Genomic DNA, 25935 nt, shown 5'->3' with positions numbered 1-25935 from the left:
AATCCCTGTCATGGGGCCCGAGCTGGACTTCTACGCGGCTCGTTCGTACTCGTTGATCAGCCCGCCGAGGACGGGTCGGCGTTTGATCCGCTCATGCGTGAGGTCAACGATGGGACGGTCGGACCGTGGGGGCTGCAACTGCAGGGCCCGATGCGGACGGTGGCCGTTGTAGTGACGTGCGTACTGATTGAGTGTTCGGCGTAGATGTCGTTCGCCGAAGATGAGCATGCGGTCGGTCACCTCGCTGCGGGCGGTCGGGACGAACCGTTCCGCAGGCGCGTTCGCCCGCGGGCATTGCGGGGGGATCTTGCACACGGTCACGCCGGCATCGGCCAGTACGGCGTCGAAGGCGGCGGTGAACTGGCCGGCTCGGTCACGGATGAGGACCTTGAACTGGTCGGCGCGTTCACCAAGGTCCATAAGGAGGTTACGGGCCGCCTGGTTGGTCCACGGCCCGTTGGGGTTGGTGGTGATGCCGAGGATGTGCACGTAGCGGCTGTCGACCTCGATGACGAAGAACACGTACAGGCGTTGGGGGGTGAGTGTGCAGTCCACGTGGAAGAAGTCGCAGGCCAGCATGGTCGACGCCTGGGTGCGCAGGAACCGCCGCCAGGTGGTGTGGTCGCGGCGTAGCGGCGCTGGTGGTATGCCGAGTCGTTTGAGGATCCGGCGGATCGTGGAGGCACCCACGCGGTGGCCGAGTCCGAGTAGTTCGCCTTGGATGCGTAGGTAGCCTGTCGGGCTCGTAAATCAGATTCGGCCTACGCTGCGTGCGAGTATTCGTTGATCAATCCGCCCAGGATCGGGCGTCGTTGGACGCGAGCACTGCTGAGATCAACGACCTGCGGTGGCGGGTTCGGTGGTCGCTGGCCGAGTGATCGGTGTGGCCGGTGGCCGTTGTAATGCTTGGTGTACTCGGTCAGGACGCTCGACAGGTGCCGTTCGCCGGCGATGAGCATCCGGTCAGTGCACTCACGCCGCACCGTGCCGACCCACCGTTCCGCGTAGGCGTTCGCCCTCGGCGCTTGTGGCGGTATCCTAATCACGTCGATGTCCGCTGCGGTGAAGACCGTGTCGAAGGCGGCGGTGAACTTCGTGTCGCGATCGCGGAGCAGGAACCGGATCCCCTCGGCGCGCTGGTCGAGGCTCATGAGCAGGTTCCGTGCTTGCTGAGTGACCCAGGTGCCGGTCGGGTGTGCGGTGACACCGACGACGTGGACGTGGCGCGTGGCGAGCTCGATGAAGAACAGTACGTAGATCCGTTTCAGGAGCACGGTGTCGACGGTGAAGTAGTCGCAGGCCAAGATGGTGTGCGCCTGAGCGGTCAGGAACTGCTTCCAGGTCGGTCCCGTTCGGCGGGGTGCCGGGTCGACGCCGGCCTGGTGCAGGATCTTCCATACCGCGCTGGCCGCGAGCCGGTAGCCCAGACGAGCCAGCTCACCCTGCACCCGGCGATGCCCCCAGGTCGGGTTCTCCGCAGCCAGGCGCAGGACCAGTTCCCGGATCTCGCGGTCTACGGGCGGCCGGCCGGGTCGCGCGTGTGGGTAGGTCCAATGTCGTGCGATCAGCTGTCGATGCCAGCGCAGCAGGGTCGCCGGGGTGACGAAGAACGCCGCCCAGTGTTGCCGAGGCAGCAGCCGCGACAACGCCGCCAGCACCACCCGGTCCGCGGGCTGGAGATCGGGTCGGTGCACCTGCCGGCGCAGCACCGCCACCTGACGCCGTAAGACCAGGAGTTCGACGTCCTTCGCCCCGCCGTCCCGGGCGAGCTGGGTCAGCATCTGCAGGACCTGACGCAGGAGCAGGTACACCAGCGAGACTGCCATACCTTGGATCGTCGCCGCCCCGATTGGGCCGACCTCGCACAAAGCCGCACGTCACAGCCACCGAACCGAATTTACGAGCCCAACACGGTCGGTCCACCCCGGACCAGTCGCCCCCGGTCATCCCGGGGCCGCCGGCACCCAGACGTACACCCACGGCGGACCGGCGCCTGCAACCGGCTCAAGCTCGTACACCCCCACGACGTCGGCGTCGAGCAGGTCCCCGCCGTACTCGACCCACAGCCAGTTCTGGTCGATGATCTCGGGCGGGACGCCGTCCTCATCGACAGACACCAGCAGGTTCCGGCCGTCGACGGGACCCCCGACGGCCGGCACGTCGACCCGCTCCCACATGCCCCGATCATCAAGGGCGCGGCGTGGTGGCGAAGCGGTTTCGCCTATCTGGCACGTGCCCGCATCGGCAGAACGGGGCACCCCCGCTGGCTCACTGGCCGCCGAATCGCGTTTCCCAGCGCCCCACGACGCCATACCGTCGGGTCATGACCACCGACGGGGAGCAGCAGTTCTTCGCCGAGATGTTCCGGCACCTCGACAGGATCGAACCGTGGCTCAAGCGCATGGACCCTGACGAGGGCCGCACGAGCGCCCTCAGGAACGCAGCCAGCTGAGCCGCGACAACAAAGAGACGCACCCGCACCAACTCAGCCAGGCCGCCTGGCACTCGCTCTCGCACGCCGTCGACCACCTGCACTGCCTGCGCACCGTACTGAAGGACGCGCACGTGATGCACATGTACGCCCCGTACTCCCTGGCCCGTGCCGCGCTGGAGAACGCTAAGGGACGTCTCGTAACTGGGTGAAGGCGTTGCCCGGCACCGGGCTGGTGGTCAGCCGGCGAGGATGATGTTGTGGAGGTTGGCGATGCCGGAAGCGGCGTCGGCCAATGTGTGGGCGGCGCGGCGGTAGTCGCGAAGGATCTTGAAGCACTTCATCCTGGCCAGGGCATGTTCGACCCCTGCCCGGACGGTCCGGTGTTCGACGTTCAGGGCTTCCTTCCAGTCCGGCAGATCGCTGCCGTCGGAGGGCTTGCGGTACGGGATGATCACCTCGGGGTTGCCGCGGTAGCCGCCGTCGGCCATCACCGGCCGCCCGTCCAACTTCTGGTCGATCCCTGAGCTGCGGTAGACGATCGTGTCGTTGCGGTTGCCCGGCTGCGGATCGCCGACGGCGATGACCAGGCGGGTGCTGGCGTCGATGGCGACCTGCAGGTTCGTCGAGTACCGGTAGTTCTTGCTCCGGACGGCCAGGCGGTGATCGCGGGTAGGGATCAGCGTGCCGTCGACGATCGCGATCTGCTCGACCGGCCGTTTACGCACCGGCGCCAGGGCCAGTAGCGGGGCGAGGGTGTCGATGACCCGGTGGGCCGCGGAGTGCGACACCCCGAACAGCGGGCCGATCTGCCGCATCGTCAGGTTCGTGCGCCAGTAGGCGGCCACCAGCAGCACCCGGTCAGCGAGGTCAAGGGCCCACTGCCGGCCCGGCCGGCCGTCGGCGATGCCGTCACCGCCACGCTCGGCGACCAGCCGGACCAGCCGGCGGAACTGGGCGGGCTGCAACCCGGTGAACGGGAAGACCCACTCCGGACGGGCTGCCGTGATCACCTGCACCCAGGCATCCTGACGCAACGTCCTCAGCGGACAAACGCCAGGGTTGCGAGACATCCCTTAGCGCGGCCGTATGGCTTCTCGCCCCGGAGGACCGCTCCGAGCGGATCCTCCGGCGCCTCCGCTTCGCGGCGCTCGACATCCGCGGCGGCGAAGCGATGAAGAGGCTGGTCGGCTCGACCGGGCCGAGGACCGAAGCGGAGCGCCTTGGGCAGCAGCTACGCGGGCATCGCCCGCGCGCTCAACGAGGCCGGGGTGCCGTGCCCGTCGGATGCCGACCCGGAACGCAACCCACACCGGCACAACCACTCCTGGTCGCTACGTACTGTCGCGTCGATCCTGGGCGACGCCCGCTACACCGGCCGCCAGGTGTGGAACCGGCAGAACAAGCGGCACCCGGCCGAGGACGACGTCGAGGCCCGGCTCGCGGATCGGCAGCCGCCGCGGCACTGGAGCCTGCCTGACGAATGGGTGATCTCCAAGAGCCAGGCCCATTCAGCGCTGGTCAGCGAACAGGACTTCGTCGCGGCCCAGAGCATCCGCGCGGTGCCGAAGCCGGAAGACGGCAGCACCCGCACCTACCTGCTCACCGAGCTGCTGCGCTGTGGCGTCTGTGACCGGCGGATGGAAACGCACTGGACCCACGACCGCGCCGGGTACCGATGCCGCCACGGACGCAACAGCACCAAACCACGGTCGGCGCCGCAGGCAGGTCCGACCCTCTACCGCCGGCAGGACCACCTCCTGGGCCACCTGCAGGCCGCAGCCAGCCTCGGCGGTGCGCTGTTCCCGCTCGCCGAGCAGCTCGCGCCGAAACGCACAGACGAGCAGCTCGTGGAGCGACTCCGGCAGCAACACGTCTCCATCGTCTGCGGAATCGACGATCGGGTCTGCTGCATCAGTAGGTGACATCTGAGATGGCTTGCCCTGTGGGCGGGCTGAAAGGATCTCGCTGTGCCGTGGCCATACCCTCGAGAGTTCCGCGATGACGTCGTGCGGGTGGCCCGTAACCGCGATGCGGGAGTGACCGTCGAGCAGATCGCGAAGGACTTCGGGGTGCACCCGATGACGTTGTTCAAGTGTCTGCGTCAGGACGATATCGAGGCCGGTGCCACGCCCGGCGTGGCCGGCAGTGAGTCGGCCGAGCTGCGCGAGGCTCGGAAGCGGATCAGGTTGCTGGAGCAGGAGAACGAGGTTCTGCGCCGGGCCGCCGCCTACTTGTCGCAGGCGCATGTGCCGGGAAAAGACTCTACCCGCTCGTGAGCGAGCTGACCGCCGACGGTATCCCTCTGGCGGTGACGCCGGGTCTTGAAGATCGCTCGCCAGCCCTACTACCGGTGGCTGGCCCGACCAGTCACGACGCCGAGCAGGTGTCGGCGTATCGGGCCAACGCGTTGTTCGACGCCCACCGTCATGATCCGGAGTTCGACTACCGGTTCCTGGTCGACGAGGCCCGCGCCGCTGGACAGCCGATGGCCGATCGAACCGCGTGGCGGATCTGCTCCGGGAACGGTTGGTGCAGCGCGTTCGGCAAGAAGCGTCGCGGCAAGGGGCGCAGGGTCAGCCCGCCGGTGCATGACGATCTCATGCGCCGCGACTTCACCGCGCCACTGGCAAACCAGCTGTGGCTGGCCGACATCACCGAGCACCACACCGCCGAAGGCAAGCTCTACCTGTGCGCGATCAAGGACGTCTGGTCCAACCGGATCGTGGGCTACTCCATCGACTCGCGGATGAAGTCCCGCCTGGCCGTCGCCGCGCTGGACAACGCCGCTGCCCGGCGCGATGACCTGGCTGGCTGCATCTCAGACCTCGAAAGCGTGTGAGGGTTTACGCCCCCCCCGCGGGTTCAAATCGCGCCGCCACACTGGCTCGGCCTGGTCCCTGGTGTGCATGGGTGATGCTCACGCTCAAGGCGTCGCCTGGAGTCGCGGGCCGCCACGGTTGACTTGGCGGTATCGGGTGTGTTCGGGCATGCCGGGCAGTTGAATGGGTCAAATGGGCAGCCGGGTTGCGAGGCGACGGCGGGCCGCGGGTCGGGCGGTGGGTTTGCTGCGGCGGAGCGGCAGCATGCAGCAGGCGACGTTCGTGGAGTTGTTCTTCGATCTGGCGGTGGTGTTCGCGCTCGACCGTGTGGTCGCGGGGTCGTTGCCCGGTTTCTTCAACGACGACCCGGCGCGGCGGTGGGGCAATGCCGGCCGGACGCTGTTGCTGTTCATACCGGTGATGTACCTGTGGACCACCACCGCGTACCTCACCGGCCGGTTCGAGCCACACCGCGCGGGCACCCAAGTGATGCTGCTGTTCAGCACCTTCGCCATGATGATCATGGGGACGGCTGTGCCGGGGGCGTTCGCCGGTGAAGGTCTGGTGTTCGCGGTGGTGTTCGTGACGGTGCGGGTGGCGCGCCCGGCCGTGATCTCGCTGGGTCTGGGGTCGCACCGGTTGCGCCGGTTGTACTGGCGGGTAACGGCGTGGTCATGCCTGGCCGGGGTGTTTTGGGTAGGCGGCGGGCTGGCCGGCGGCGCCGCCCAGCTGGTGTGGTGGGCGGTTGCGGCGGTGGTGGATCTGGGATCGGCGGGGTTGGGCTGGCCAGCGCCCGGGCTGGGTCGGCATCGGAACACCATCTGGCAGGTCGCCGGGCACCACCTGGCGGACCGCAACGCACAGCTGTTGATGATCGCCCTCGGTGAGACCATCCTCGCCGTCGGGGTCAGCTATAGCACCCACCCGCACGGCCTCTACGAGACTGCTGGCCTGGTGATCGCTTTCGCCACCACGACGCTGCTGTGGCGGGTGTACTTCCAAAAGGCCGGTGAGCTGCTGCCCAAGGCCCTCGACGCGGCAGGCGATCCCGCGGGGTGGGGTCGACGAGTCGCGTTCGCGCATGCGGTGATGGTGCTGGGCATCGTCACCACCGCAATCGGACACGGGATCGTGCAGCACAGCCACACCCAGGTGACACACCCATCGTGGCTGGCGACAATCCTGGGCGGGCCGGCACTGTTCCTCGTCGGCCGGGCTCGCCTGGAGCATCTGGTGTTCGCCCGGGTCTCGCGGCGCAGGATCGTCGGCGTCGCCCTGCTGGCCGCGGCGGCCCCGCTGATGGGGCGGGTGTCGCCGCTGGCCACCGCGACCACCGCCGCCGCAGTGCTGCTGCTCATCGCCCTGCTGGACTGGCGCAACGCGGCGGGCAAGCCACCGGAGGTCCCGTCGCCGCCCGGCTGACCGCCGCCCCAAGCAAGAGCGGGGCATCGACGGCGGATGGAAGGTTTGCCGCGTCGATGCCATGCCACTTTGTGGAGCCGCGCTCGTTTCACTCATCGTTTCATTCAGGGCTGTTCGCGGGCGTCTGGCGTCGTTCGACGGACGGCTATCCCAGCAGCTACGGTGCTGGCCGTGGGCCGTACGGTGGCGGGCAGACCTCGAAAGCGCGTGAGGTTGTAGGACCGGCGAGCATATGACCCAGCCGACGGCACCGTTGTCGGCCAGCGCGTGCAGGGCCAACTCCGGTGTCATGCAGACAGCCAGTCCGTCGGCATCCGCTCATTGGCACGAGCGGACGTTGTCCGGGTGCGCGGTCAGCGCCAAGAGAGGACGGTACGGGCCGACCTACCTCGACGCCATCACGAGCCCCGCGCCGAACAGGAGAACGCCGAGGATGGTGGCAGCAATCGTGACGGCGTTCCACTGTGAAAACGTCCGGCGTACCCAGTCTTCGACGTCGAATCTCACCGGCCGAGCTAACCACGTCCCTCTCCGACCTTGCCAAGAGGCACAGCCGCGCGGATCGCGGTAGTTAAGTGGCTCTTCACGATCGAGGGTGTAATTGCGGCCTGAAGCCTCCGGTCTCGAGCAGCGATCTGGCGATGTAGTTCGTGAGGTTGCGGAACCCGAGTGCGGAACCGCGCAGGTGCTCGAGGCGGCCGTTGATCGCCTCGGTGGGGCCGTTGCTGGTGCCGGGACGGTCGAAGTAGGCCAGCACGTCGGCTGCGCGTTTCTTCAACGTGCGGCCGAGCGTGGTGACCTCGACCAGTGCGTTCGGGACACCGGTGCTGATCGTGTCGATCAGCTTGACCATCAACTCGCGGCCACGGCGCCGGTCCTCGTGTCGGTAGGCGGCGATCATTCGCTGGTAGATGCCCCAGGTCGCCTCGACTTCGACATGCGCCTCGTCGGCGAACAGCGCGGTGAGCCGAGCGGCCTGCTTGTCGGTGAGCAGCCCGGCACCTGTGTGCAGGGTCCTACGCGCGGAGTAGAGGGGGTCGTTCTTCATGCCGCGGTGGCCGTGGATCGCCAACTGGACCCGGCGGCGGCACCGGTCCAGCGCATCGCCGGCCAGCCGCACGACGTGGAAGGGATCCATGACCGCTGTCGCGTCGGGGAGCTCGTCGGCGGTGGCGGTCTTGAAGCCGGTGAAGCCGTCCATCGCGACCACGTCCACGGCCTTCCGCCAGGCCTCGTCGCGGTCAGCGAGCCAGTACTTGAACGCTTGCTTGGAGCGGCCCTCGACCATGTCGAGCAGCCGGGCGGGACCGGTGCCATCACGGACGGCGGTGAGATCGACGATCACGGTGACGAACTTGTCTCCGCGGCGGGTGTGGCGCCACACATGCTCGTCTACCCCGATCGCGTTGACACCGTCGAAGCGGTTCTCGTCGTTGATCAGCACCCGCTTGCCTTCGGCCAGGACAGCGTCGTTGGCAGTGTTCCAGGCGACCCCGAGTCCCTCGGCGACCCGGGCCACGGTCAAGTGCTGGCACACGATCGCCTCGAGTGCCCACCGCAGCCCGCGACGCGACAGCTTCGCTCGCGGCTCAGCCGCGAGGCTGGTGTCCTGGCGCCACACGTGACCGCAAGCGGTACACCGGTAGCGGCGCACGGTCACCACGAGCATCGTCGGCCGCCAGCCCAGCGGCTCGTGGGCCAGCTCCCGGGTCACGGTGTCGCGCGGTACGCCTTCGCAACCACAGCGACGGCACCACGGGTCCGGCTCGACGACCCGGCATGCCAGCACCGCACGGTCGGGCCTGAGTCGTTGGCCGGTGACGGCCAGGCCGAGCTCGTCGAGCCGGCAGAACTTGGTCAGGTCAGGGCAGGCAAAGGTAGCGTTAGTCAAGTCGAGGTGTGCCAATCTGGAAGACCACGACTTCCGTCCCGGGGCAGCGATGCACAAACGCAGCCGGACGCCCGATCTCGTGTCACCGTCGCAGCGGTCTTCTTCGCGTACCCACTCAGATCGGTCAACGGCGCACCCGATAGCGCAGGTGAAGCACCCGGTTGCCCTGAACAACTACGTCTGGGCCTTCCAGCAGGTGCTGCGCGTCGACGGAGCCGAAGTAACGCTTACCGGACCCGAGCACGACGGGTGCAACGTCCATGCGTACCTCGTCGACCCAACCTGCCGCGAGCGCCTGGCCGCCGACGTCGCCAGCAGCGAACTCGACAGTGCGGTCACCCGCAAGCTCCCGCGCCTTGGCCACGGCCGGCTCGATGCCGTCGGCAAAGTGGAACGGCGCCGGGAGGTCCCAGCCCTCGGGCGCACCACGGTGACTCACCACGACCACATGGTCGATCCCACTCGGAGGCGTCCCATCCCAGCCGTCGGTGATGTCGAAGGCGTGACGGCCGGCAATGGTCACCCCGACCTCGTCCCAGTACGGCCGGACGTAGTCGAACGAAGCCTGCGACACCTTCAGAACGCCACTGTCGTCCAACGGCACGTCACCGCTGACCAGCCACTCGAAGATCGGACCGGGATCGTCGTTCTCAGCCGCGATGAAACCATCCACCGAAACCGACGCGTTCATGACCACTTTCCCCATGGATTCCTCCTCTGTTTGGAGTCCCAAGTCTTGTGCGGCGTGAGCTGTCGCTCTTGTACGAAATCAATCGGCTGGGAGCGGCCAGCCGTCCAGGACGTGGTCGGGATGATCGCGCAGGAATCGCCGCCGGACTTCGGCGTACCGGGTCGGCGTGAGCCCGGTGAACTCCCGGAACTCGCGCACGAAGTGGGCCTGGTCAAAGTAGCCCGCGCCAGCGGCAACGTCTCCCCAGTCGATCGGTGCAGCGACGTCGAGCGCCAACACGGTGGAGCTGAAGCGGTAGCTGCGAGCCAGCCGTTTTGGCGTGACACCGACTACGGCCTTGAACCGCTTCGCCAAATACGTGCTGCTGGCGCGGGCCGCCACACCGATGTCGCTGATCGGCACCGTCCCGCCTGTCGCCGCGACGGCGCTGCTCATTTGGCGGACCAGGTCAAGACCGTCGATCACCCGCAGCCGTCGCACCAGTTCCTCCTCGAGCAACATCAGCATTTCGTGCGGTGCGTCCGCCAAGGTCAGTCGGTGTCGCAATTCAGCGATAGCGGGCTGGCCCCAGATCTGCTCCACCGTCGCAGGTCGGTCGCACAACTCGAACGCGGGCATCGGAAGGAACGGTGCCAGGCCCCACGGCCTGAAGTGGACGCCCACGGACCGGGTCGGGGTTGGATAGCTGAACTCCCACGCACGCGTGGGCGTGGCGACCGCGCAGCCGTCGGCGTACTCCACGGCGTCTACGTCGGTGCCTGCGCGGATGAGAAACGGCGCTCCGAGGTTGACGATGAGCAATGGCGCGGGCGCCGCCGGCAGCATCAACCGGGAGTACGGCGGAGCGCCCTCCAGGTAATAGAGGTCGACGATCAGCCCGTCCAGCGGCGGACCGGGCACCCTAGCCACATACTCCACGCCGACATCATTGCCGACGGCCCATCCGGCATCACGCGCCGCCGCCAGCATCGAGCCGGCGCCGATCCCTGACGGGCGCCCTGGCGCATTCCGGTCCCCAAGGCGGCAGGTGTGGAACAAGCAACGCACCGACGAGGTGCTGCTCGACGTCGACGACGTGGCGATGGGCCACACCGGGGTGATGCGCTGGAACGCTCGCGACGAGTGGGTGGTCTCCAAGGAGATCACCCACGAGCCACTCATCGACGACGCGACCTTCGAGCAGGCCCAAGCCATCCTGCAACGGCGGGGCCGGGGTACCGGTGGACAACACGTAAGGCAGCGCACCCGCAACCCGTACGTCTTCCGCGGACTGATCTACTGCGCCGCCTGTGACCGACGCATGCAGGGCCAGTACAACCACGGCGACGCCTACTACCGCTGCCGCTTCCCGCAGGAGTACGCCCTCGCCAACCAGGTCCCACACCCCCGCAACGTGTACCTGCGGGAGGACGCCCTCACCGACCCGCTCGACACCTGGCTGGCCTCCGCCTTCGCGCCCCACCGCATCCAGCAAACGATCACCGCGATGGCCGACGCCCAGCCCCTGGATCATCCGCCCGCAACCGGCACAGCAGCCCAGACGATCATCACCGAGTGCGACGCCAAGCTGGAGCGCTACCGCGCCGCCCTCGACGCTGGTGCCGACCCCGCGGTCGTCACCGGCTGGATCGCCCAGACACAGGCCGAACGCGCCCGGGCGGAAGCAGATCTGCGCGCGAACGCGGGCACCACCCCGCGCCGGATGAGCCGAGCAGAGATCACGGCCCTGGTGAACGCGCTCGGCGACATCGCCGCCGTGCTCCGCGACGCCGACCCGGCTGACAAGGCCGAGGTCTACCGGCAACTCGGACTCCGGCTCGCCTACCATCCTGGAACGCAAATGGTGCGCGCTGAAGTGGATCTCAGCGCGCACCGTGGGGCAATGGTTTGTGTCCGAGGCCCGAGCTGAACTATAACTACATGATCAAAATGGCCGCTGACTTGCAGTTGTGTTGACTGATGCATGGACATGCACGCTGACGCCGATGCTGCGGCATCATGAAATGGCTGGCCCGCGCCACGCGGGTCAGCCAGTCGTCAATCCTGCCTTCGGGTCGGTGGCCACTGGGTCCCCGAACCGTAAGGGGAAAGATGTGAGGTGCTCGGCCATCTCCGCGCCGGGCAGTGGTCACGAGCGTTGCGGCCTGATCGAACGAGCCGGTCGGCGGTCGGTGGGTGGAGGCCGGCAAGGTCGGCCTCTATCGCCGCGGCATGAGCGAGGCTGCATAGATGTGCTGCTGACCCAGTTGCAGCTGTGGTCAGCGCGGTAATGTCAACGTCGGCGAGCTGATGGGCGAGTCCAGCGTCGGTTCCGGTCTCCGCTGCGACGAGTTCGCACAGCCGGAGAATAGCTTGGGCAGCCGCCGCCTGGGAGTTCTCGGGTGGTTTCAAGTCGTCGTCATTTGCCGCGCGCGGCAGCACTGGTGCGAAACGGGCTTGATAGCTCGTCGGCAGTGCGGTCTGGGCTTACGGCGTTTGCCGGGTTCGGGGTCCATGTGCCGGGTCGATACGCTTGGCGGACCTGTTCGTACGAGAACTGCACAAGTTGTTCGGATGGCTGGGTGAGAACCGCACTGGCCGACGCTCGTGGCCAGCGAGAGAGAGCGGCACGCTGTCGCGCGTGGCTCCGCTCCGGGACAGATGGAACGAGATCAACTCGAAGTTCATCAGGCCCGCCCCGAAGGACGCACAGCCGCCAGGTTGAGCCAGTACGACCGGGTGAATCCCTCGGCGCCCGCCCTGTGCCGCTGTTGCTGCGACGACGCCGGCTCGGGAGACTGCTCCCGTTCGAACGAGGCGGGCGCAGGAAACCGGATCCGCGCGACGGTCAACGCCATCAACGCCAGTACCGCCGGAATGACGAGCAGCGCGTACGCCGCCCGGAATGCTGCCGCGTGGAGGAGCTATCCAGCGATGACCAGCGGGCCGAGGGTACGTCCCGTGTGATCCAGCGCCGTGTTCACCCCGTAGTCCCGCCCTTTGCCGTACTGCCTGGTGGTGTAGGACAACATGGCCTGGACGAGCGGCTTGCGGATCCCACGCCCGACGCCCTGCACCACGATCAGCCCGGCGGCGGCCTGCCAGTGACCGGCGAATGCCAGCGCCGGCACGGCCAGAAGGTTCACGCCGTAGCCGACGAACGCCAATGGCCAGCGCTGGCCTATCCGGTCGGCGAAGTAGCCGGACACCCCGCTGGTGAGGTAGTTCAGGAACTCGCTGAGCCCACCCGCGCTGCTGATCACGGCGGCGCCGGCGCCGAGCGAGGCGAGGAACAATCCGTTCATGCTCGCGCCACCGGAGTAGGTGGTGTCACGAAGAGGTCGACGACCCCCATGAAGAGGACAAACCGGAACGCGATCGATCCCGGCGCGGTACCAGCGGTGTTCCTCCCCGCCGCCCCTTACCTACCAAGGGCCGTGCGCATTCGCGGCGCCCTCAGGTTCCTGAAGCTCTTGTGGTGCGCGAGGCGAGCGTGCGCAGGCGTGGCCACAGGGCAGCGTGCTTGGTCACGGCGTTCAGCCGCTCGGCAGAGGTCGCGTGCTCGGTGCGGTGTACGGCCGTGGGGCGATCGCGTTCACGACCTACCGCATTGGTGGTCCAGGTCCCCGGGCTCAGCCGGCTCTTCGGCCGCCCGACGGATCGGGTGCCTCGACGCGACGGACCTCGGGCTCGAACGCGGGTGACGCCGGAAGGGGCCGGCGCGGCTCAGATCTTGTGCGCCTCTGCTGCGGAGGCATCCCGAGGAGCCGATGCAAGCGCCAGGCCGCCACGACCGCGATGACGCTGATCGCCAGATGCAGGCCGACGAACGCCTCGGGCAGTCCTCCACCGAGGAGGACCCCCGCGACGAGCGGCCCCACGGCGGAGAAGGTCGTCTGGAGCGCCGCGAACGCGCCGAGGGTCGTCCCCACGATGGCGGGGGGTGCCAGCTGAGCGACGAGCGGGTTGAGGAGCGGCGCGAAGATCGTCTCACCCACCGCGAAGACACCGTAGAGCGAGACGAAGATCAGCGTGGACACCGCCGGCCAGCCCGGCGCCAGGCCGAGCAGGATCCAGCAGAGCACCCAGATCCCGCCGACGAGCATGAGCAACGGCCCTGGTTGCCGGTTCGCCGTGAGCTTCAGCATGACGAGCTGGAGGGCGACGATCGTCGCGCAGTTGACCGCGGCGCCGAGCCCGATCATCACCTCGTCCACGTGGAGGACCGACAGCGCGTAGGCCGGCAGCCCCGCCTCGAACTGGGCGTAGAAGGCCAGCGACAACGAGACCGTGATGACGGCGACCCACCGCAGCGGCCGGATCACGGCGATCTGCTTGACGGCGGAGCGCAGGGCCACCCGGCTCGGGGCCCGCGCCTCGTCACGCCATGAGCGGTCTCGGGCCGTGCGCGCTGCGATCGCGACGACGAGCATCGCCAGACCGAGCGCGACGCAGGCCGTGACGTACGACGTCGTCATCCCGTCGGGCCGGGAGAGGTCGACGAACGCCCCGGAGGCCAGGGCGCCGAGCGCCATGCCGACGCTCTCGCCGGTGAACCGGTAGGCGAAGACCCGCCTCCGGTCGGCACCCGAGGACCAGCGGAGGACGAGCACCGACTTGGCGGGGCTCGCCCCCGTCATGCCGCAGCCAAAGATAAACGACGAGGCGCAGAACGCCCACGCCTGGTTGGCGACGAGCATGCCGATGCTGCCGCATGCGGCGACGGCCTGAGCCGCGATGAGGATCGACGCGGGCCGGCGGCGGTCGGTGAGCCGGCCGGCCATCGGCGCCGCGGCGAGTGCCCCGACGGAGAAGAGCGACGAGGCGAGGGCGCCGACGAGCGGACCCCAGCCCCGCGTCTCCGAGGCGTAGACGTACTGGTACGGAAGGATCGTCCCCCAGCCGAAGTGGCCCAGCCCGGCGGCGGCGATCAGGAGGAGCGCCGCCACGCGCCCTCCCGTCGGCCGCTAGGCCCCGGCATCGCCGGCCACGATGTCGCGCGCCCGGCGCAGAACCGCCTCGTCGATCATCGACCCTTCGAACACGAAGGCCGCGCCGTCGTGCGTGCAGGCCTCGACGAGGACCCGCCGGGCCCACGCCACGTCGCCCGCGCGCGCCGCAGCCAGCCGATGGACCACCTCGACCTGCCGGGGGTGGATACAGGCCCGACCGGCGAAGCCGAGGTTGCGCAGCCGCAGCGTCGAGGCGGCGAACCGGTCCATGTCGGCGACCTCGGGGCTCACCGGCGCCGGGGGCGCGGCGAGGCCGGCGGCGCGGCTCGCCACGACGACCATGGTGCGCACCGCGTCCAGCTCGTCACCCGTGCTGACCGTCATGCCGAGGTCGGCGGCCAGGTCCAGCTCGCCGAGGTGCAACCAGACCACCCCGGCGGCCGAGGCGATCCCGGACAGCCGCGCCACGCCGACCGCGGACTCGACGAGCGGCGCGAGTCGCACATTCGGCGCGAGGGCGTGGACGGCCTCGACCTCGGCCGCCGACTCGACCTTCGGCAGGCAGAGGCCGTCGAGGGCGGCGCGTCGGGCGAGGACCTCGACCTCGTCCAGCGCGCCCCGGTTGACGCGGACCCACAGCTGCGGCCCGGCGGCCGTCGGCCGGCTCGCCAGCCAGCCGGTCACCGCCTCGAGGGCAGGCTGCTTGCCGTCCGGAGCGACGGCGTCCTCGAGGTCGAGGATGACGACGTCCGCGCCGGCGGCCACCGCCTTGTCGAACCGGTCCGGACGGTCGCCGGGGACGTACAGGTGCGTGCGCGGCAGGGCCGGGTCAGCCACGCCGGCCGCCCGGCCGGCCCAGGGCGTCCAAGCGGAGGCAGCGGGCCATCTCGTTGCCGACGATCATGAGCGGCTCGTCCACCCCCATGCCGGGCTTAGCGAGCAGCTGGGTCGCGCCGATGGCCAGCCCCACGTGCGTGGTCGCCCTGGCCGACACGTCGGTCTCGGTGCAGGTGCCGCCGAGCACGACGCCGACCCCGTGGGCCGTACAGTGCAGCGCTGCCTCGATCGTGTTCGTCAGCGACCCCAGGTCCGGTGTCTTCACCTGGATCAGGTCGGCGGCGCCGGCCGCGCAGAACGCGGCGATGTCCTCGACCGTGTTGGCCCACTCGTCCGCGACGATCCGCAGCCGTGAGCCTCGTTCCGCCAGGCCCGACCTGATCTTCGCGAAGGCGGCGATCTGCCCCTCGCGGCTCCCCGCGTCGATGGGGTGCTCGATCCGGATCGGATGACGCCCGGCCGCGCGCTCGAGGCGCAGCAGGATGTCGACGGTGCGGTCGATGTCTCCGCCGGCCGCCGCGCCCACCAGCCCGTACACGTCGAAATGCAGTTCGGGCGCGTAGTCCGCGGCGCCGATCGCGTCGATCCGCTCCGCGACCCACGCCACGTAGGCCGCCAGTGCGCTGCCGTCGGACCCGACCAGTTCGGGTGCGTTGATGAGGCCGTGCGGCAGCACCCCGACGCTCTTCATGATCATCGTGTCGACGTTGCTGCGGCGGGCCTCGCCGCTCTGCGCGTAGAGCGGCAGCCGGCGCAGCGGAGTCTCGATGCCCCACTCCTCCTGGACCGTCCAGGCCATCATCCCGTGGCCCGCAGCGTGCGCGGCGGCGGCGAGGAGCGCCTGCGACAGGCCGTACCCGGCCGCCAGGGGGTTCTCCAGCACCTCGGCGCAGATCGCCCGGGCCTGCTCGTCGGCCGACCGGTAGCGCCCGACCGGCAGGCCCCGCAACCGTGGCGCGACCCGGGCCTCGATCGCCTCGGCCAGCTCCTTGGCGCGCAGCCGGGGCTCGCGCCCGGCGACGCCGGAGTACTGCACGGTCGCGCAGTCGCCGACGACGACCTTGCCATCGGAGAGGCGGAGGATGATCGAGACGGCCTCGGCGGGCTCGCGCACCTGGGCGAAGCCGGGCGTGACGGGGCTGCCGAGGTAGCGGCCACCGTCGCGGGTGGCTCCGGCCCGGATGGCGGCCTGGTCGTCGAAGAAGTAGCCGCCGGCCACCGGCACGGCGACGACGTCCTGGATGACGGGATCAGTCACGTGTCTTCCTTCAGTCGTGCCGTCGCCCGCATGGTGACGGCTCCGCCGCTTCGGCCGGTCAGCTCCACGCCGCCGGCGATCGGCCGGCCGGTCATCTCGAAGTCCGCCGTGTCGAAGGCGGGAGCCGTGGCCCGGAAGCTGAAGTCGGCGATGAGGTGCTCGGGGACATGCCGACCGGCGAGGTCGGCGAGCAGGGTGGCCTGGAGCGGGCCGTGAACGACGAGGCCCGGGTACCCCTCGACGTCACAGGCGTACGAACGGTCGTAGTGGATCCGATGGGCGTTGTAGGTGATCGCCGAGTAGCGGAAGAGGAGCACGGGATCCACGACCTTCGTCATGGTCCACGGGCCGGGCTCGTCCGCCGGCGGCGGCGTGCGCAAGGGGGCCGGCTCCCGGTAGACGATCGTGTCGTCCTGGCAGATCCAGCCGCTGGGCCCGGTCAGGAGATGCCGGACACCGACGAAGACGAGTTCGCCAGCGCGCCCGTGCTTGACGTCGACCGAGGTGACCCGCGAGACCTGTTCCAGCACGTCGCCGGACCTGAGGACCCCTTGGCGGCGGACCCGGCTGCCCGCGAACATCCGCTGCCGGGCGGCCATGGGCGGCAGGAACGAGCCGGTCCACGGGTGACCGTCCGGGGAGAGTTCGGCCTGGGGGCAGCGCGGGGTGAAGGCAACGAGGTGCCACATGACCGGAATGGCCTGCGGCGGGTCCCCGGCACGGTCGAGCAGGTGATGGAGGTTGGTGACCGCCGTCGGGCTAAGGACGTCCTCGGCACGCTCGACGCTGGCCTGCCAGGCGCCGTGCACGACCGAGGGCTCCTCGAGCCAGGACCGGTCCGGCTCCTCGACGGCCTCCGGCGTCGGTGTGTGCCCGCCACTCATCAGAGCCCCCGTCCGAAGGCACCGTCGCGGCGCGCCCGCTCGATGTCGTCCGAGGAGTAGCCGAGCAGGTCGGTCACGACGTCCTCGGTGTGCTCGCCTCGGCGCGGAGCCCGCCGGGGGGTGGCCGCAGCGGAGCCGACCCGCACCGGCGAGGCGATCGTGCGGACCGTGCCGTACCGGGGATGGTCGGCCTCCACAACCAGCCCGCGGGCGACCGCCTGCGGATCCTCGAACGCCTCGGCGACGCTGCGAACCTGGCCGCTGGGCACGGCGGCGGCGCGCAGCCGCTCGTCCCAGTCGGCGCTCGTCCGCAGCCGCATGGTCTCCTCGAGGATCGGCAGCAGCGCGGCGGCGTTGCGCTGCCGGTCGGCGAGCGTGGCGAACCGCCGGTCGGTCGCGAGGTCCGGCCGCTCGATGACCTCCGTGAACCGGCGCCAGAACTTCTCCTTCGGCGCGGCGACGACGATCCATCCGTCGGCCGTCTCGAAGGCCTGGAAGGGAATGATCGACGGATGGGCCGAATGGCGGGTGCGCCTGGGCTCGAAGCCGGCGTTGAGGTGCCAGACCCCGGGGTAGGTCAGCATGGCCATCGCCGTGTCGAAGAGGCTGACGTCACAGTCCATCCCCACGCCGTCGCGCCGCGCGGCGAGGATGCCGGAGACGAGGGCGAGGGCGGCGACGTAGCCGGCGGAGAAGTCGACGAGCGACAGGCCGGACTTCGTCGGCGGACCGTCCGGCTCCCCGGTGAGGTCCATCCACCCCGTCAGCGCCTGAACCACGTAGTCGTAGCCTGGATCGTTGCGCCGCGGCCCGGTCATGCCGTACCCGCTGAGCGAGCAGCAGACGATCTTCGGGTTGACCGCGGCCAGTTGGGCGTAGGTGATCCCGATCTTCTCGGGGACATCGCCGCGCAGGTTCGAATAGACCGCGTCGCTGACCCGCACCAGCTCCTCGAAGACCGCGCGACCGGACGGAGCCGCGAGGTCAAGGGAGATCGACTTCTTGCCGCGGTTGAAGGCCTCAAAGAACAGCGAGTCCTCGTCCTCGGCGTACGGCGGGACCGTCCGCCCGACGTCGCCGCCGCTCCCGGGGTCCTCGATCTTGATCACCTCCGCGCCGAGATCAGCCAGGTGCGAGCTCCCGAAGGGGCCGGCGCCGTACTGCTCGATCGCGAGGATGCGCACACCCGACAGGGGCAGCGTCACGACCTATCTCTCCTTCAGTGCCAGATCTCGCCGAGCGCCCGCATGATGTTGCCGCCGAGGACCTTGCGGATGTCCTCATCGGAGTGCCCGTCCCGAACGAGGCACACGGTAAGGTTGTGAAAGCACTCGGAAGGGTTCTCGAGACCATCCACATAGGGCACCTTCTCGTGCGGCGGCGGGCTCGCCGCGCCGGTCCGCAACAGGTGCGCAAAGGTGGTGTGGAGCCCGACGTGGTCGCCGTAGAGCGTGTCCGGGCCGAAGGCGACGTGATCGATGCCCACAAGGTCGACGCAGTAGTTGAAGTGGTCCAGGACGGACTCGATGGTGTGCCTGGGGTGCGCCGTCGAGCAGGTGGTGTGCGGTGCCGCCGAGATCCCGATGACACCGCCGGTGTCGGCGACGGCTCGCAGCACGTCGTCGCCCTTGAGCCGGGGAATGTCCCACAGCGCGCGCGCCCCGGCGTGCGTCATGAGCACGGGCGCGTCGGACGCCCGGCAGGTGTCGATGCCGGTCTGGTCCCCGGAGTGGGAGATGTCGATGGCTAGGCCCAGCTGGTTCATCCGCCGGACGGCGCGCTGGCCCAGGAGCGTCAGGCCGCCGTCGACCCGTTCGTTCAACCCCGACCCGAGGGCGTTCGAGTCCGAGTAGGCGATGCCGATCTGCCGCACGCCGAGGCCGTAGAGGACGTCCAGCTTGTCGACTTCGTTGCCGATGGGCGTCGCCGCCTCCAGGCCGAAGACCAGACCGACCCGGCCCTGCTCGTGTGCGTCGTCGATGTCCCGGAGCCGGCGCACCACCGTGACCAGGTCCTGCTGCGCGAGGTCGGCCTGGCGCATCCCGAGGTCGGTGACGACGTCGTCCCACTGCCACGGCGCCGACCCGGTGACGCACGCCGTCCCGTCCATCATGTTGTCGAACACCGCGGTGAGCCCAGACGTGAGCAGGCCCGCGTAGGCGGTGTGCTGGCGACCGGTCCGGTTGTAGGCCGGGGTGTCTGCCATGTCGGCCGGGAAGCGCACCGGGTGGTCGTGCAGGCTGATCGTCACGTGGTCGCGCAACAGCCGCTCCGCGCGCTCGACGACCGGCTCAGGCTGGCCGTGCCGGTAGGCCGGAACCCGGCCGGCCTCCGGCGCGAGTTCGCCGCGCCATGGCGGTTCGTCGAGGTAGGAATAGGCGACGTACGGATCGCTCATGACGCACCTCGGGGCAGCGCCCGGGCCAGCTCGCGCCAGAGGACCTCCCAGGCGCGCAGGCCCTCGTCGATCCGGCGGATCCGCAGGAACTCGTTCGGTGCGTGCAGCTTCTCGTCCGCGGTGGAGAACGAGAAGAAGAGGGTCTTCGCGTCCAGCACCTCCTCGAACAACGCCGTCGCCGGCAGAGTCCCGGCGATGACGGCCCGGAGGACCTCCTGGCCCGGGTAGACCTCGGCCAGGGCGGCGACGGCGCAGACGATGGATGGGTGGTCCCCGTCGACCCGGTAGGCCGGGACGCCTCCGGGGTCCGGGTGAACCGTCACGGTAACCGCCGGGTGCGCCCGCTCCCGGAGGTGACGGTCGATGGCCTCGAAGACCGCATCGGGGCACTGCTCGTGGACGAGCCGGCAGGAGAGGTGCGCGACGGCCCGGCGCGGGATCACCGTGTACTTCCCACCCGCCTCGACGCCGTTGACCTCCAGGGTCGGCCGTTCCCACAGCCGCTCTAGGGTGCTCAGCCCCGCCTCCCCGAACAGCGCCGGGACCCCGAGGTCGGTCCGGTACGCCTCCTCGTCGAAGGCCACCGCCTCGATCTCCGCCTTGCGCGCGTCGCTCAGCTCGTGAACGCCCTCGTAGAACCCGTCGACCGCCACCCGGCCGTCGGCGTCGTGCAGGCTCGCCAGCAGCGCGGCGAGCTGGTGCACCGGGTTCGCGACCGTGCCGCCGAAGCGGCCCGAGTGCAGGTCGGTGGCCGCCCCTTCCACGACGACGGACAGGGACACCAGGCCCTTCGAGGCCACCGACACCGACGGTTCGGTGGGGCGCCACATCGCCCCGTCCGCGGAGACGACCAGGTCGGCCGCCAGCTCGTCGGCGTGTGCCCGAAGGTAGTCGGCGAGGTTGGGGCTGCCGATCTCCTCCTCGCCCTCGAAGAGGAACTTAACGTTGAGCGGCAGCCCGCCCTCTTGGGCCAGGAACGCCTGCGCCAGCTTGAGGACGATAAAGACCGGCCCCTTGTCGTCGGTGACGCCGCGGCCCCGGATGACGTCGCCGTCGGTCGTCATCTCGAACGGCGGGCTGTTCCACTCCGCGAGGCTGCCGGGCGGCTGGACGTCGTAGTGCCCGTAGACGAGGATCGTCGGCGCCCCGGGGACGCCGAGCCAGTCGGCGCGGACGATGGGGTTGCCAGCCGTCTCATCGAGGCGCGCACCGGCGAAGCCGAGCTGGTCGCGGAGCCACTCGGCGGCCCGGCGCATCACCTGCGGGTCGCTGTCGCGGCTGACGCTCGGGATACTGATGTACCCGGCCAGCTCGGGAAGAAGGTCACGGGCGTCGGGGAAGGTGAGCCGGCCGGAGGTGACGATCGCGGTCACTTGAGCCACCCGTTCTCGAGCTGCTCACGGACCTCCGCCACGCCGGCCGCCCAGACGACCGCCATGTCCTCGTCGGAGCGCTGGTACGGCCCGCCGTGGCTGCCGTCCGGCGCGATCTGGAGCATCTCGTCCCGGGAGAGCCGGCCGAGCAGCTCGCGGTCGAGGACGGGGATCGGCTCGGTCGGGATCTCCACCCCGACCAACCGCGTCCACGGGAAGTTCTCCACCCACGCGCCGTGCATCTGGTCCGGGTCGAACTGCGAGGCGGTTGCGGCGGTCCGGGGCGCGTTCCACCAGTTGTGGAAGAGCACCTCGACGCGCTCCTCGCGCGGCTCGGCGAGCCACTCGCGGACCAGGCCGGTCACCGGGCTGTTCCCGCCGTGGCCGTTGACGATGGCGATCCGGCGGAACCCCTGCAGGTGAAGGCAGTCGAGCAGATCGCGGATGACCTCGATGTAGGTGCTCATCCGCAGGGTCATGCTGCCCGGGTACGCGGCGAGATAGGGCGTCATCCCGAACGGCAGGGCGGGCAGCACCGGGATGCCGAGCGGCTCGGCCGCCTCGACGGCGACCCGTTCGGCGAGAATCGCGTCCGTCCCGAGGGAGAGGTAGCCGTGCTGCTCGGTGGAGCCGATCGGCAGGACCACTCGGTCGTCGTGCTTGAGGTAGTCGCGGATCTGCATCCAGTTGCGGTCGTGCAGCCTCACGGTCGGGGTCCTTCCGGTGTCTGGTCGGCCTTCTGGAGGTCGGCGACGTAGGCCGCCAGTTCGTCGAGGTTCGCCACCTCGCAGACGCGCCGCCCCTGTTCGATGTCGTGGATCAGCTCGCCGATCTTGTGGAAGATCGGGCCGTCGAGGTCGCGGAGCATCTCGTCGATCTCGGTCTTCCGCTTGCGGACGACCAGGTCGCGGTAGATGCCGCTGTGGCTCTTCGCGCTCTTCCGGTTGAACTCGACCAGCCGGTTCAGCGAGCCCTCGAGGTCGTCCGGGACGAACCCGTCGAAGCTCTCCACCGGAACCGGCACCTGGGCGAGGACCTCGCGCGCGACGGCCAGCATGAGCGGTCGGTACCGCGGATCCTCGAGGCTGTCGGCGATGGACAGGTCCGACACGGCGCCGGCCCAGAGCATCGCGCCGTACGCCTCCTTGCCCCACAGGTACCCGAGCACGTTCTCGGTGGCCTCGGCGTACGGGAGGATGGATACGAACTCGCGCACCCGGTCGGTGATCGGCCCGGGGTCGAGCTCGCCGACCCGGAAGGTGCCGATGTTGCCCTGCATGATCCGCCCGGGGGCCATGACGTCCGCACCGAAGTTGACGAAGCTCGACAGGACCCGGGCCCGTCCGACCGCCCGGATCAGGTGGTCCGCGGTCAGCCCGTTCTGGACGCTGAGGACGAGGCCCTCGGGGGTCAGCCGGTCCGTGAGCAGCGCGGCGGCCTCCGCGGTGTGCAGGCTCTTGACCGCGACGAGGGCGCGGTCGATCCGGTCTGGCAGCTCGGCCGGAGTGACGGCGGGGACGTCGACGGTGAACTCGTTCACCGGGCCCTCGATGTGCAGCCCGTTGGCACGGATCGCCTCGACATGCGCGACGTCGGCGTCACAGATCAGGACGTCGTGACCCGCTCGTATCATGTGCGCGGCGAGCGTGCCACCGATGGCCCCACCGCCGATGAAGACGTACCTCATGCGCTTGCCGCCAGCGGCACGGCACGGTGAATGAAGCCGCGGATGACCTGCTGGAAGAGCTCGCGCTCCTCCTTCTGCGGCGAGTGCCCGGACTTCTCGAAGATCACAAGCTCGGCGTTCGGCACCAGTTTGGTGATCGTCTCCGAGCAGCTGACCGGGGTGACCCAGTCATGGCGTCCCACGGTGACCAGTACTGGCACCGTGATGGACCCGAGCCGGTCCTTCAGGTCGTAGTTGCCCCAGTTGTGCTGGAAGCACCAGTTGTGGGCCTCGTGCCGGTAGGTGCCCTCCTCCACAGCGCGGGCCGAGCGCTCCGGGTCGTAGTCGTGGTCGTAGAGCCCGATCATCTCGCTCCAGCACTGTTTGAGGTCAGCGTCGTCGCGGATCTGGCCGGTCCAGTAGCGGTTGAAGTTGTCCCACTTGATCTCGATGCGGTTCTGGTTCCGCGCGTTCTCGAAGGCGGTCTCAAGGTTCGTGCCGTCAGCCGCCGTGTCCCGCAGCATGAGCGCCTGGATCCGGTCGGGGTACGCGAGGGCGTACTCCATTGCGATGAAGCCGCCGTACGACCCGCCCGCGACCGTGACCTTCTCGGCTCCGGCCCACTCGCGCAGCGCGTCCACATCGGCGGCCCACTGCTGGTGCGAGTAGGGCGGCAAGGCTTCGCTCGTACCGCACCCGCGAGCATCGAACACGATGACGCGGTACTCGTCGGACAGCGGGCCGAAGGTGTCCCGCGGCTCCTTGAGCGACCCGATGCCGCCCCCGCCGTGATGGGCGATGATCAGTGGTGCGTCCCTGGGGCCGAGGTCCTCGACCGTGAGGCGGCACCCGTTAATCGTCAGTTCCATGGCTTCTCCTGGTGTCAGTGAACAGTCGGTGTCGGTTCCCACACGTGCACGTTGTCGGCCAGGACGGCGAGCGGGACCGCGCCGTGCTCGAGGACGCGGCGGTGGAATTCCGGCAGCGAGAAGCGGGGTCCGAGCCGCTTACGCGTGGCCTCGCGCAGGCGCAGGATCTCCCGCTGGCCGACCATGTAGGCCAGCGCCTGGCCCGGCCACGCTATGTAGCGGTCCACCTCGTTGCGGATGTTGGATTCGGTCGTGGCCGTGTTCTCGCGCATGAACGCCACGGCCCGCTCCCGCGACCAGCCCAGGTGGTGCATGCCAGTGTCGACGACGAGACGGCACGCGCGCAGGGCCGTGAAGGACAGCCGACCGAGGATGTCCAGGTCGCTCGTGTAGAGCCCGAGTTCCTCGGCGAGGACCTCGCTGTACAGGCCCCAACCCTCGTTGAAGCTGCACGCCTCGACGTCGAGATGCCGGCGGTAGCGGGGAATGTCCAGCTGCTGGCAGTGCGACAACTGGAGGTGGTGGCCCGGGACCGACTCGTGGAAGGCCAGGGACTCGTACTCGTAGCGGAAGCGCTGCGTCGGGTCCGCCGTCAGCAGGCAGTGGGCACCGGGCCTGCTGCCGTCGTCCGAGGGGGGGCGGTAGTAGGCCATTGAGGCGTGCTCGGCCTCCACGGCGTTGATCTCGACGATCTCGCACGGGCCGACTGCGGGACCCTCGTAGTAGCGCCCCAGGGCCTCCGTCGCCCGTTCGAGCGCCTCCCGGGCCACCGCGACGATCTCGTCGCTGGTCGAGAAGCGGAGCGCAGGGTCCGTTCGGAGCCGACGCACGATCTCGGGGAAGTCGGACGTGCCGAGCGCCCGCTCGCCGACGGTCCGCCACTGGCTCTGCAGCTCGGCCAGCGCGTCGTGGCCGATCTGGTGGACCTCTTCCGGGGACAGGTCGGTCGTCGTGTGCCGGGCCACGGCGCGCGCGTAGGCTTCCCGGCCCCCGGGCACGTGGCTGATCCCTGCCCGGTCGTCGGGGCGGGCGTGCGGCAGGATGTCCCGGCCCAACGCTTCGGCGAGGCGGGCCATGGCCGGGCGGACCCGCGACCGCACGATCTCGCGGGCCTGGTCGTAGCAGCCGGTGCCGGCGGCCGGCCCGAGCAGGACATCACCGTCGACAGGCAGCGCGAGGTACCCGTTCAGCTGGTCCATCGCGTGCCGCACACCGACGCGGGTCGGCGTCCGGCCACGCGCCAGCTCCTCCCGGTAGCGCTCGGCGAGGCCGGCGAACAGGCCGGCCAGACCGTCGAGCCGGGCCAGGTAGGCGGCGCGTCCGGCCTCGTTCTCGGTGCTCATGATCGGGATGGTCTGGAAGACCAGTCCCTGCCGGCTCACGTAGCTCTTGGCCGAGATGTTCGCCGCCCACAGCGCGTCCCGGATGTCGTTCTCGGCACCGCCCGCGAGGTGGATGAGGACGTCACGGTCCACCCGGTCGGCGGGCGTGAGGCGGACGGGATCGATGGATTCGGCGCGCCGCCGAACGGCGGCGAGGTCGTCAGCTGCGCGCTCCCCGGCCTCGACCCGCACGTCACCGACGAGCGGGTCGTACTCGGTCAGGCCGAGCAGCGAGGCGTTCCACGGGTCGTAGGTGTGCTGAGTCCGGAAGTAGCGCTCCCCTAGCTCGCGCAGGAGGACGGCGTCGTCGTTCGGTGTCGTCATCGGTCCTCCTCAGAAGAGCGAGTGGCCGCCGTCGATGGACAGGGTCTGCCCACTGACCCATCCCGCGTCGGGGTCGACGAAGAAGAGGGCACCGCGCGCGATGTCCTCGGGGATTCCGGTCCGCCGGGTCGCGATCCGCGAGACGAGCGCCGCCTGGCCGTCCGGCCCGTAGCTGTCCCACTGCTTCTGGGTCGTCGGATTCGATAGCACAAAGCCCGGCGCGATGCAGTTGACCGTGATCCCGTACGGGCCGAGTTCCCAGGCCATCTGGCGGGTGAAGCCGATGAGCCCCGCCTTGGCCGACGTGTACGCCTGGACACCAGTCAGGCTGACGCTCCGGCCCGCGCCGGAGGAGATGGTGACGATCCGCCCGTAGCCCCGCTCCTTCATCCCGGGGGCCACGGCCCGGACGGCGTTGAAGGCAGTGCGCAGGTTGGCGTCGACCACCTCGTCCCAGGCCGCGTCGGTGATCTCTTCGATCGGTGCGTGGGTCTGGCCGCAGACGCCGCCGGCCGAGTGGACGAGGATGTCGACCTTTCCGAGGTCCCTGAGGTACGACACGGCCTCGTCCGACTTCGAAAGGTCGACCTGCTCCCGGTCCACGCGGTGGACGACGGCGCCCGCTGCCTCGACTGCGTCCCCGATCCGGCGACCAATCCCCTGGGCGGTCCCCGTGACCACCGCGACCATGCCCTCGAGTACCGCCACCGAGACCTCCTGGATGCCGATCGACGCGTGCCACACTGCTGTGTTCCG

The 25935-nt window shown here is 69.5% G+C and carries 26 protein-coding genes; 6 read left to right on the top strand and 20 right to left on the bottom strand.

What is annotated here, in order from left to right; all coding sequences use genetic code 11:
- Nucleotides 1–30 precede the first annotated feature (30 nt).
- The 3 genes from BUS84_RS00670 to BUS84_RS00660 all read right to left on the bottom strand — a co-directional run bounded on the left by BUS84_RS00670 (nucleotide 31) and on the right by BUS84_RS00660 (nucleotide 2177).
- Nucleotides 31–579 (bottom strand): integrase core domain-containing protein, encoded by a 549-nt coding sequence (locus BUS84_RS00670; protein WP_208869471.1) that lies wholly within the window; start codon nucleotides 577–579, stop codon nucleotides 31–33.
- Nucleotides 580–761: 182 nt separating this feature from the next.
- Nucleotides 762–1826 (bottom strand): integrase core domain-containing protein, encoded by a 1065-nt coding sequence (locus tag BUS84_RS00665; RefSeq protein WP_074307857.1) that lies wholly within the window; start codon nucleotides 1824–1826, stop codon nucleotides 762–764.
- Between the two features lie 117 nt (nucleotides 1827–1943).
- Nucleotides 1944–2177: a hypothetical protein gene (locus BUS84_RS00660; RefSeq protein ID WP_074307855.1), complete on the bottom strand. Its 234-nt coding sequence runs from the start codon at nucleotides 2175–2177 to the stop codon at nucleotides 1944–1946.
- A gap of 146 nt (nucleotides 2178–2323) precedes the next feature.
- Here BUS84_RS00660 and BUS84_RS40500 point away from each other — a divergent pair, with 146 nt between their 5' ends.
- Entirely contained in the window at nucleotides 2324–2452 is a 129-nt protein-coding gene (locus BUS84_RS40500) for a hypothetical protein (RefSeq protein WP_280175082.1), read from the top strand.
- A 218-nt stretch (nucleotides 2453–2670) separates the two neighbouring features.
- On the opposite strand, the gene BUS84_RS00650 is transcribed toward BUS84_RS40500, so the two are convergent.
- Nucleotides 2671–3450 (bottom strand): transposase family protein, encoded by a 780-nt coding sequence (locus BUS84_RS00650; RefSeq protein WP_084756967.1) that lies wholly within the window; start codon nucleotides 3448–3450, stop codon nucleotides 2671–2673.
- Nucleotides 3451–3654: 204 nt separating this feature from the next.
- On the opposite strand from BUS84_RS00650, the gene BUS84_RS00645 reads away from it, so the two are divergent.
- From BUS84_RS00645 to BUS84_RS00630, 4 genes are all read left to right on the top strand, one after another.
- Nucleotides 3655–4356 (top strand): recombinase family protein, encoded by a 702-nt coding sequence (locus BUS84_RS00645; protein WP_074307852.1) that lies wholly within the window; start codon nucleotides 3655–3657, stop codon nucleotides 4354–4356.
- Nucleotides 4357–4401: 45 nt separating this feature from the next.
- Nucleotides 4402–4710, top strand: a complete 309-nt coding sequence (locus BUS84_RS39260; protein ID WP_074307850.1) for an IS3 family transposase — start codon at nucleotides 4402–4404, stop codon at nucleotides 4708–4710.
- Entirely contained in the window at nucleotides 4707–5273 is a 567-nt protein-coding gene (locus BUS84_RS36990; protein ID WP_208869470.1) for a DDE-type integrase/transposase/recombinase, read from the top strand. The genes BUS84_RS39260 and BUS84_RS36990 overlap by 4 nt, the downstream gene beginning before the upstream one ends.
- A gap of 244 nt (nucleotides 5274–5517) precedes the next feature.
- Nucleotides 5518–6675, top strand: coding sequence for a low temperature requirement protein A (locus BUS84_RS00630; protein ID WP_074311842.1), 1158 nt, complete (start codon nucleotides 5518–5520; stop codon nucleotides 6673–6675).
- Between the two features lie 583 nt (nucleotides 6676–7258).
- Here the strand turns inward: BUS84_RS00630 and BUS84_RS00625 are convergent.
- The 3 genes from BUS84_RS00625 to BUS84_RS00615 all read right to left on the bottom strand — a co-directional run bounded on the left by BUS84_RS00625 (nucleotide 7259) and on the right by BUS84_RS00615 (nucleotide 10226).
- Nucleotides 7259–8566 carry an ISL3 family transposase gene (locus tag BUS84_RS00625; protein ID WP_074307848.1) on the bottom strand — a complete coding sequence of 436 codons (1308 nt, stop codon included), beginning with the start codon at nucleotides 8564–8566 and terminating at the stop codon, nucleotides 7259–7261.
- Nucleotides 8567–8690: 124 nt separating this feature from the next.
- Nucleotides 8691–9272, bottom strand: a complete 582-nt coding sequence (locus BUS84_RS00620) for a dihydrofolate reductase family protein (protein ID WP_074307846.1) — start codon at nucleotides 9270–9272, stop codon at nucleotides 8691–8693.
- Between the two features lie 63 nt (nucleotides 9273–9335).
- Nucleotides 9336–10226 carry a helix-turn-helix domain-containing protein gene (locus BUS84_RS00615; RefSeq protein WP_208869469.1) on the bottom strand — a complete coding sequence of 297 codons (891 nt, stop codon included), beginning with the start codon at nucleotides 10224–10226 and terminating at the stop codon, nucleotides 9336–9338.
- 58 nt (nucleotides 10227–10284) lie between these two features.
- On the opposite strand from BUS84_RS00615, the gene BUS84_RS00610 reads away from it, so the two are divergent.
- Complete coding sequence (locus BUS84_RS00610; RefSeq protein WP_074307842.1) at nucleotides 10285–11166, top strand: recombinase zinc beta ribbon domain-containing protein; 882 nt, start codon at nucleotides 10285–10287, stop codon at nucleotides 11164–11166.
- A gap of 994 nt (nucleotides 11167–12160) precedes the next feature.
- Here BUS84_RS00610 and BUS84_RS00605 read toward each other — a convergent pair.
- The 13 genes from BUS84_RS00605 to BUS84_RS00545 all read right to left on the bottom strand — a co-directional run bounded on the left by BUS84_RS00605 (nucleotide 12161) and on the right by BUS84_RS00545 (nucleotide 25887).
- Nucleotides 12161–12541, bottom strand: a complete 381-nt coding sequence (locus BUS84_RS00605; protein ID WP_074307840.1) for an MFS transporter — start codon at nucleotides 12539–12541, stop codon at nucleotides 12161–12163.
- A gap of 327 nt (nucleotides 12542–12868) precedes the next feature.
- On the bottom strand, nucleotides 12869–14185 hold the full coding sequence (locus tag BUS84_RS00600; RefSeq protein ID WP_074307837.1) for an MFS transporter: 1317 nt from the start codon (nucleotides 14183–14185) through the stop codon (nucleotides 12869–12871).
- An 18-nt stretch (nucleotides 14186–14203) separates the two neighbouring features.
- Complete coding sequence (locus BUS84_RS00595; protein WP_074307835.1) at nucleotides 14204–15025, bottom strand: HpcH/HpaI aldolase/citrate lyase family protein; 822 nt, start codon at nucleotides 15023–15025, stop codon at nucleotides 14204–14206.
- Nucleotides 15018–16283, bottom strand: coding sequence for a methylaspartate ammonia-lyase (locus BUS84_RS00590; protein WP_084756963.1), 1266 nt, complete (start codon nucleotides 16281–16283; stop codon nucleotides 15018–15020). The genes BUS84_RS00595 and BUS84_RS00590 overlap by 8 nt, the downstream gene beginning before the upstream one ends.
- Entirely contained in the window at nucleotides 16280–17167 is an 888-nt protein-coding gene (locus BUS84_RS00585; RefSeq protein WP_084756961.1) for an HTD2 family dehydratase, read from the bottom strand. The genes BUS84_RS00590 and BUS84_RS00585 overlap by 4 nt, the downstream gene beginning before the upstream one ends.
- Nucleotides 17167–18372 (bottom strand): CaiB/BaiF CoA transferase family protein, encoded by a 1206-nt coding sequence (locus BUS84_RS00580; RefSeq protein WP_244298289.1) that lies wholly within the window; start codon nucleotides 18370–18372, stop codon nucleotides 17167–17169. The genes BUS84_RS00585 and BUS84_RS00580 overlap by 1 nt, the downstream gene beginning before the upstream one ends.
- Nucleotides 18373–18386: 14 nt before the next feature.
- Nucleotides 18387–19565, bottom strand: coding sequence for a dipeptidase (locus BUS84_RS00575; protein ID WP_074307833.1), 1179 nt, complete (start codon nucleotides 19563–19565; stop codon nucleotides 18387–18389).
- The gene (locus BUS84_RS00570; RefSeq protein WP_208869468.1) at nucleotides 19562–20938 is read right to left on the bottom strand and encodes a M20/M25/M40 family metallo-hydrolase; all 1377 of its coding nucleotides are present in this window, start codon (nucleotides 20936–20938) and stop codon (nucleotides 19562–19564) included. The genes BUS84_RS00575 and BUS84_RS00570 overlap by 4 nt, the downstream gene beginning before the upstream one ends.
- On the bottom strand, nucleotides 20935–21645 hold the full coding sequence (locus tag BUS84_RS00565; protein ID WP_074307831.1) for a creatininase family protein: 711 nt from the start codon (nucleotides 21643–21645) through the stop codon (nucleotides 20935–20937). The genes BUS84_RS00570 and BUS84_RS00565 overlap by 4 nt, the downstream gene beginning before the upstream one ends.
- Entirely contained in the window at nucleotides 21642–22625 is a 984-nt protein-coding gene (locus tag BUS84_RS00560) for a ketopantoate reductase family protein (RefSeq protein ID WP_074307829.1), read from the bottom strand. Before BUS84_RS00560 ends, BUS84_RS00565 begins: the two co-directional genes overlap by 4 nt.
- Nucleotides 22622–23473: an alpha/beta fold hydrolase gene (locus BUS84_RS00555; protein WP_074307827.1), complete on the bottom strand. Its 852-nt coding sequence runs from the start codon at nucleotides 23471–23473 to the stop codon at nucleotides 22622–22624. Before BUS84_RS00555 ends, BUS84_RS00560 begins: the two co-directional genes overlap by 4 nt.
- Before the next feature lie 14 nt (nucleotides 23474–23487).
- Entirely contained in the window at nucleotides 23488–25179 is a 1692-nt protein-coding gene (locus BUS84_RS00550) for a DUF885 domain-containing protein (RefSeq protein WP_084756957.1), read from the bottom strand.
- A gap of 9 nt (nucleotides 25180–25188) precedes the next feature.
- Nucleotides 25189–25887: an SDR family NAD(P)-dependent oxidoreductase gene (locus BUS84_RS00545; RefSeq protein ID WP_208869467.1), complete on the bottom strand. Its 699-nt coding sequence runs from the start codon at nucleotides 25885–25887 to the stop codon at nucleotides 25189–25191.
- Between the last annotated feature and the right edge of the window lie 48 nt (nucleotides 25888–25935).

It is taken from the genome of Micromonospora cremea (assembly GCF_900143515.1).
Classification (GTDB): Bacteria; Actinomycetota; Actinomycetes; order Mycobacteriales; family Micromonosporaceae; genus Micromonospora; species Micromonospora cremea.
This window is presented reverse-complemented; position numbering and strand designations above follow the sequence as displayed.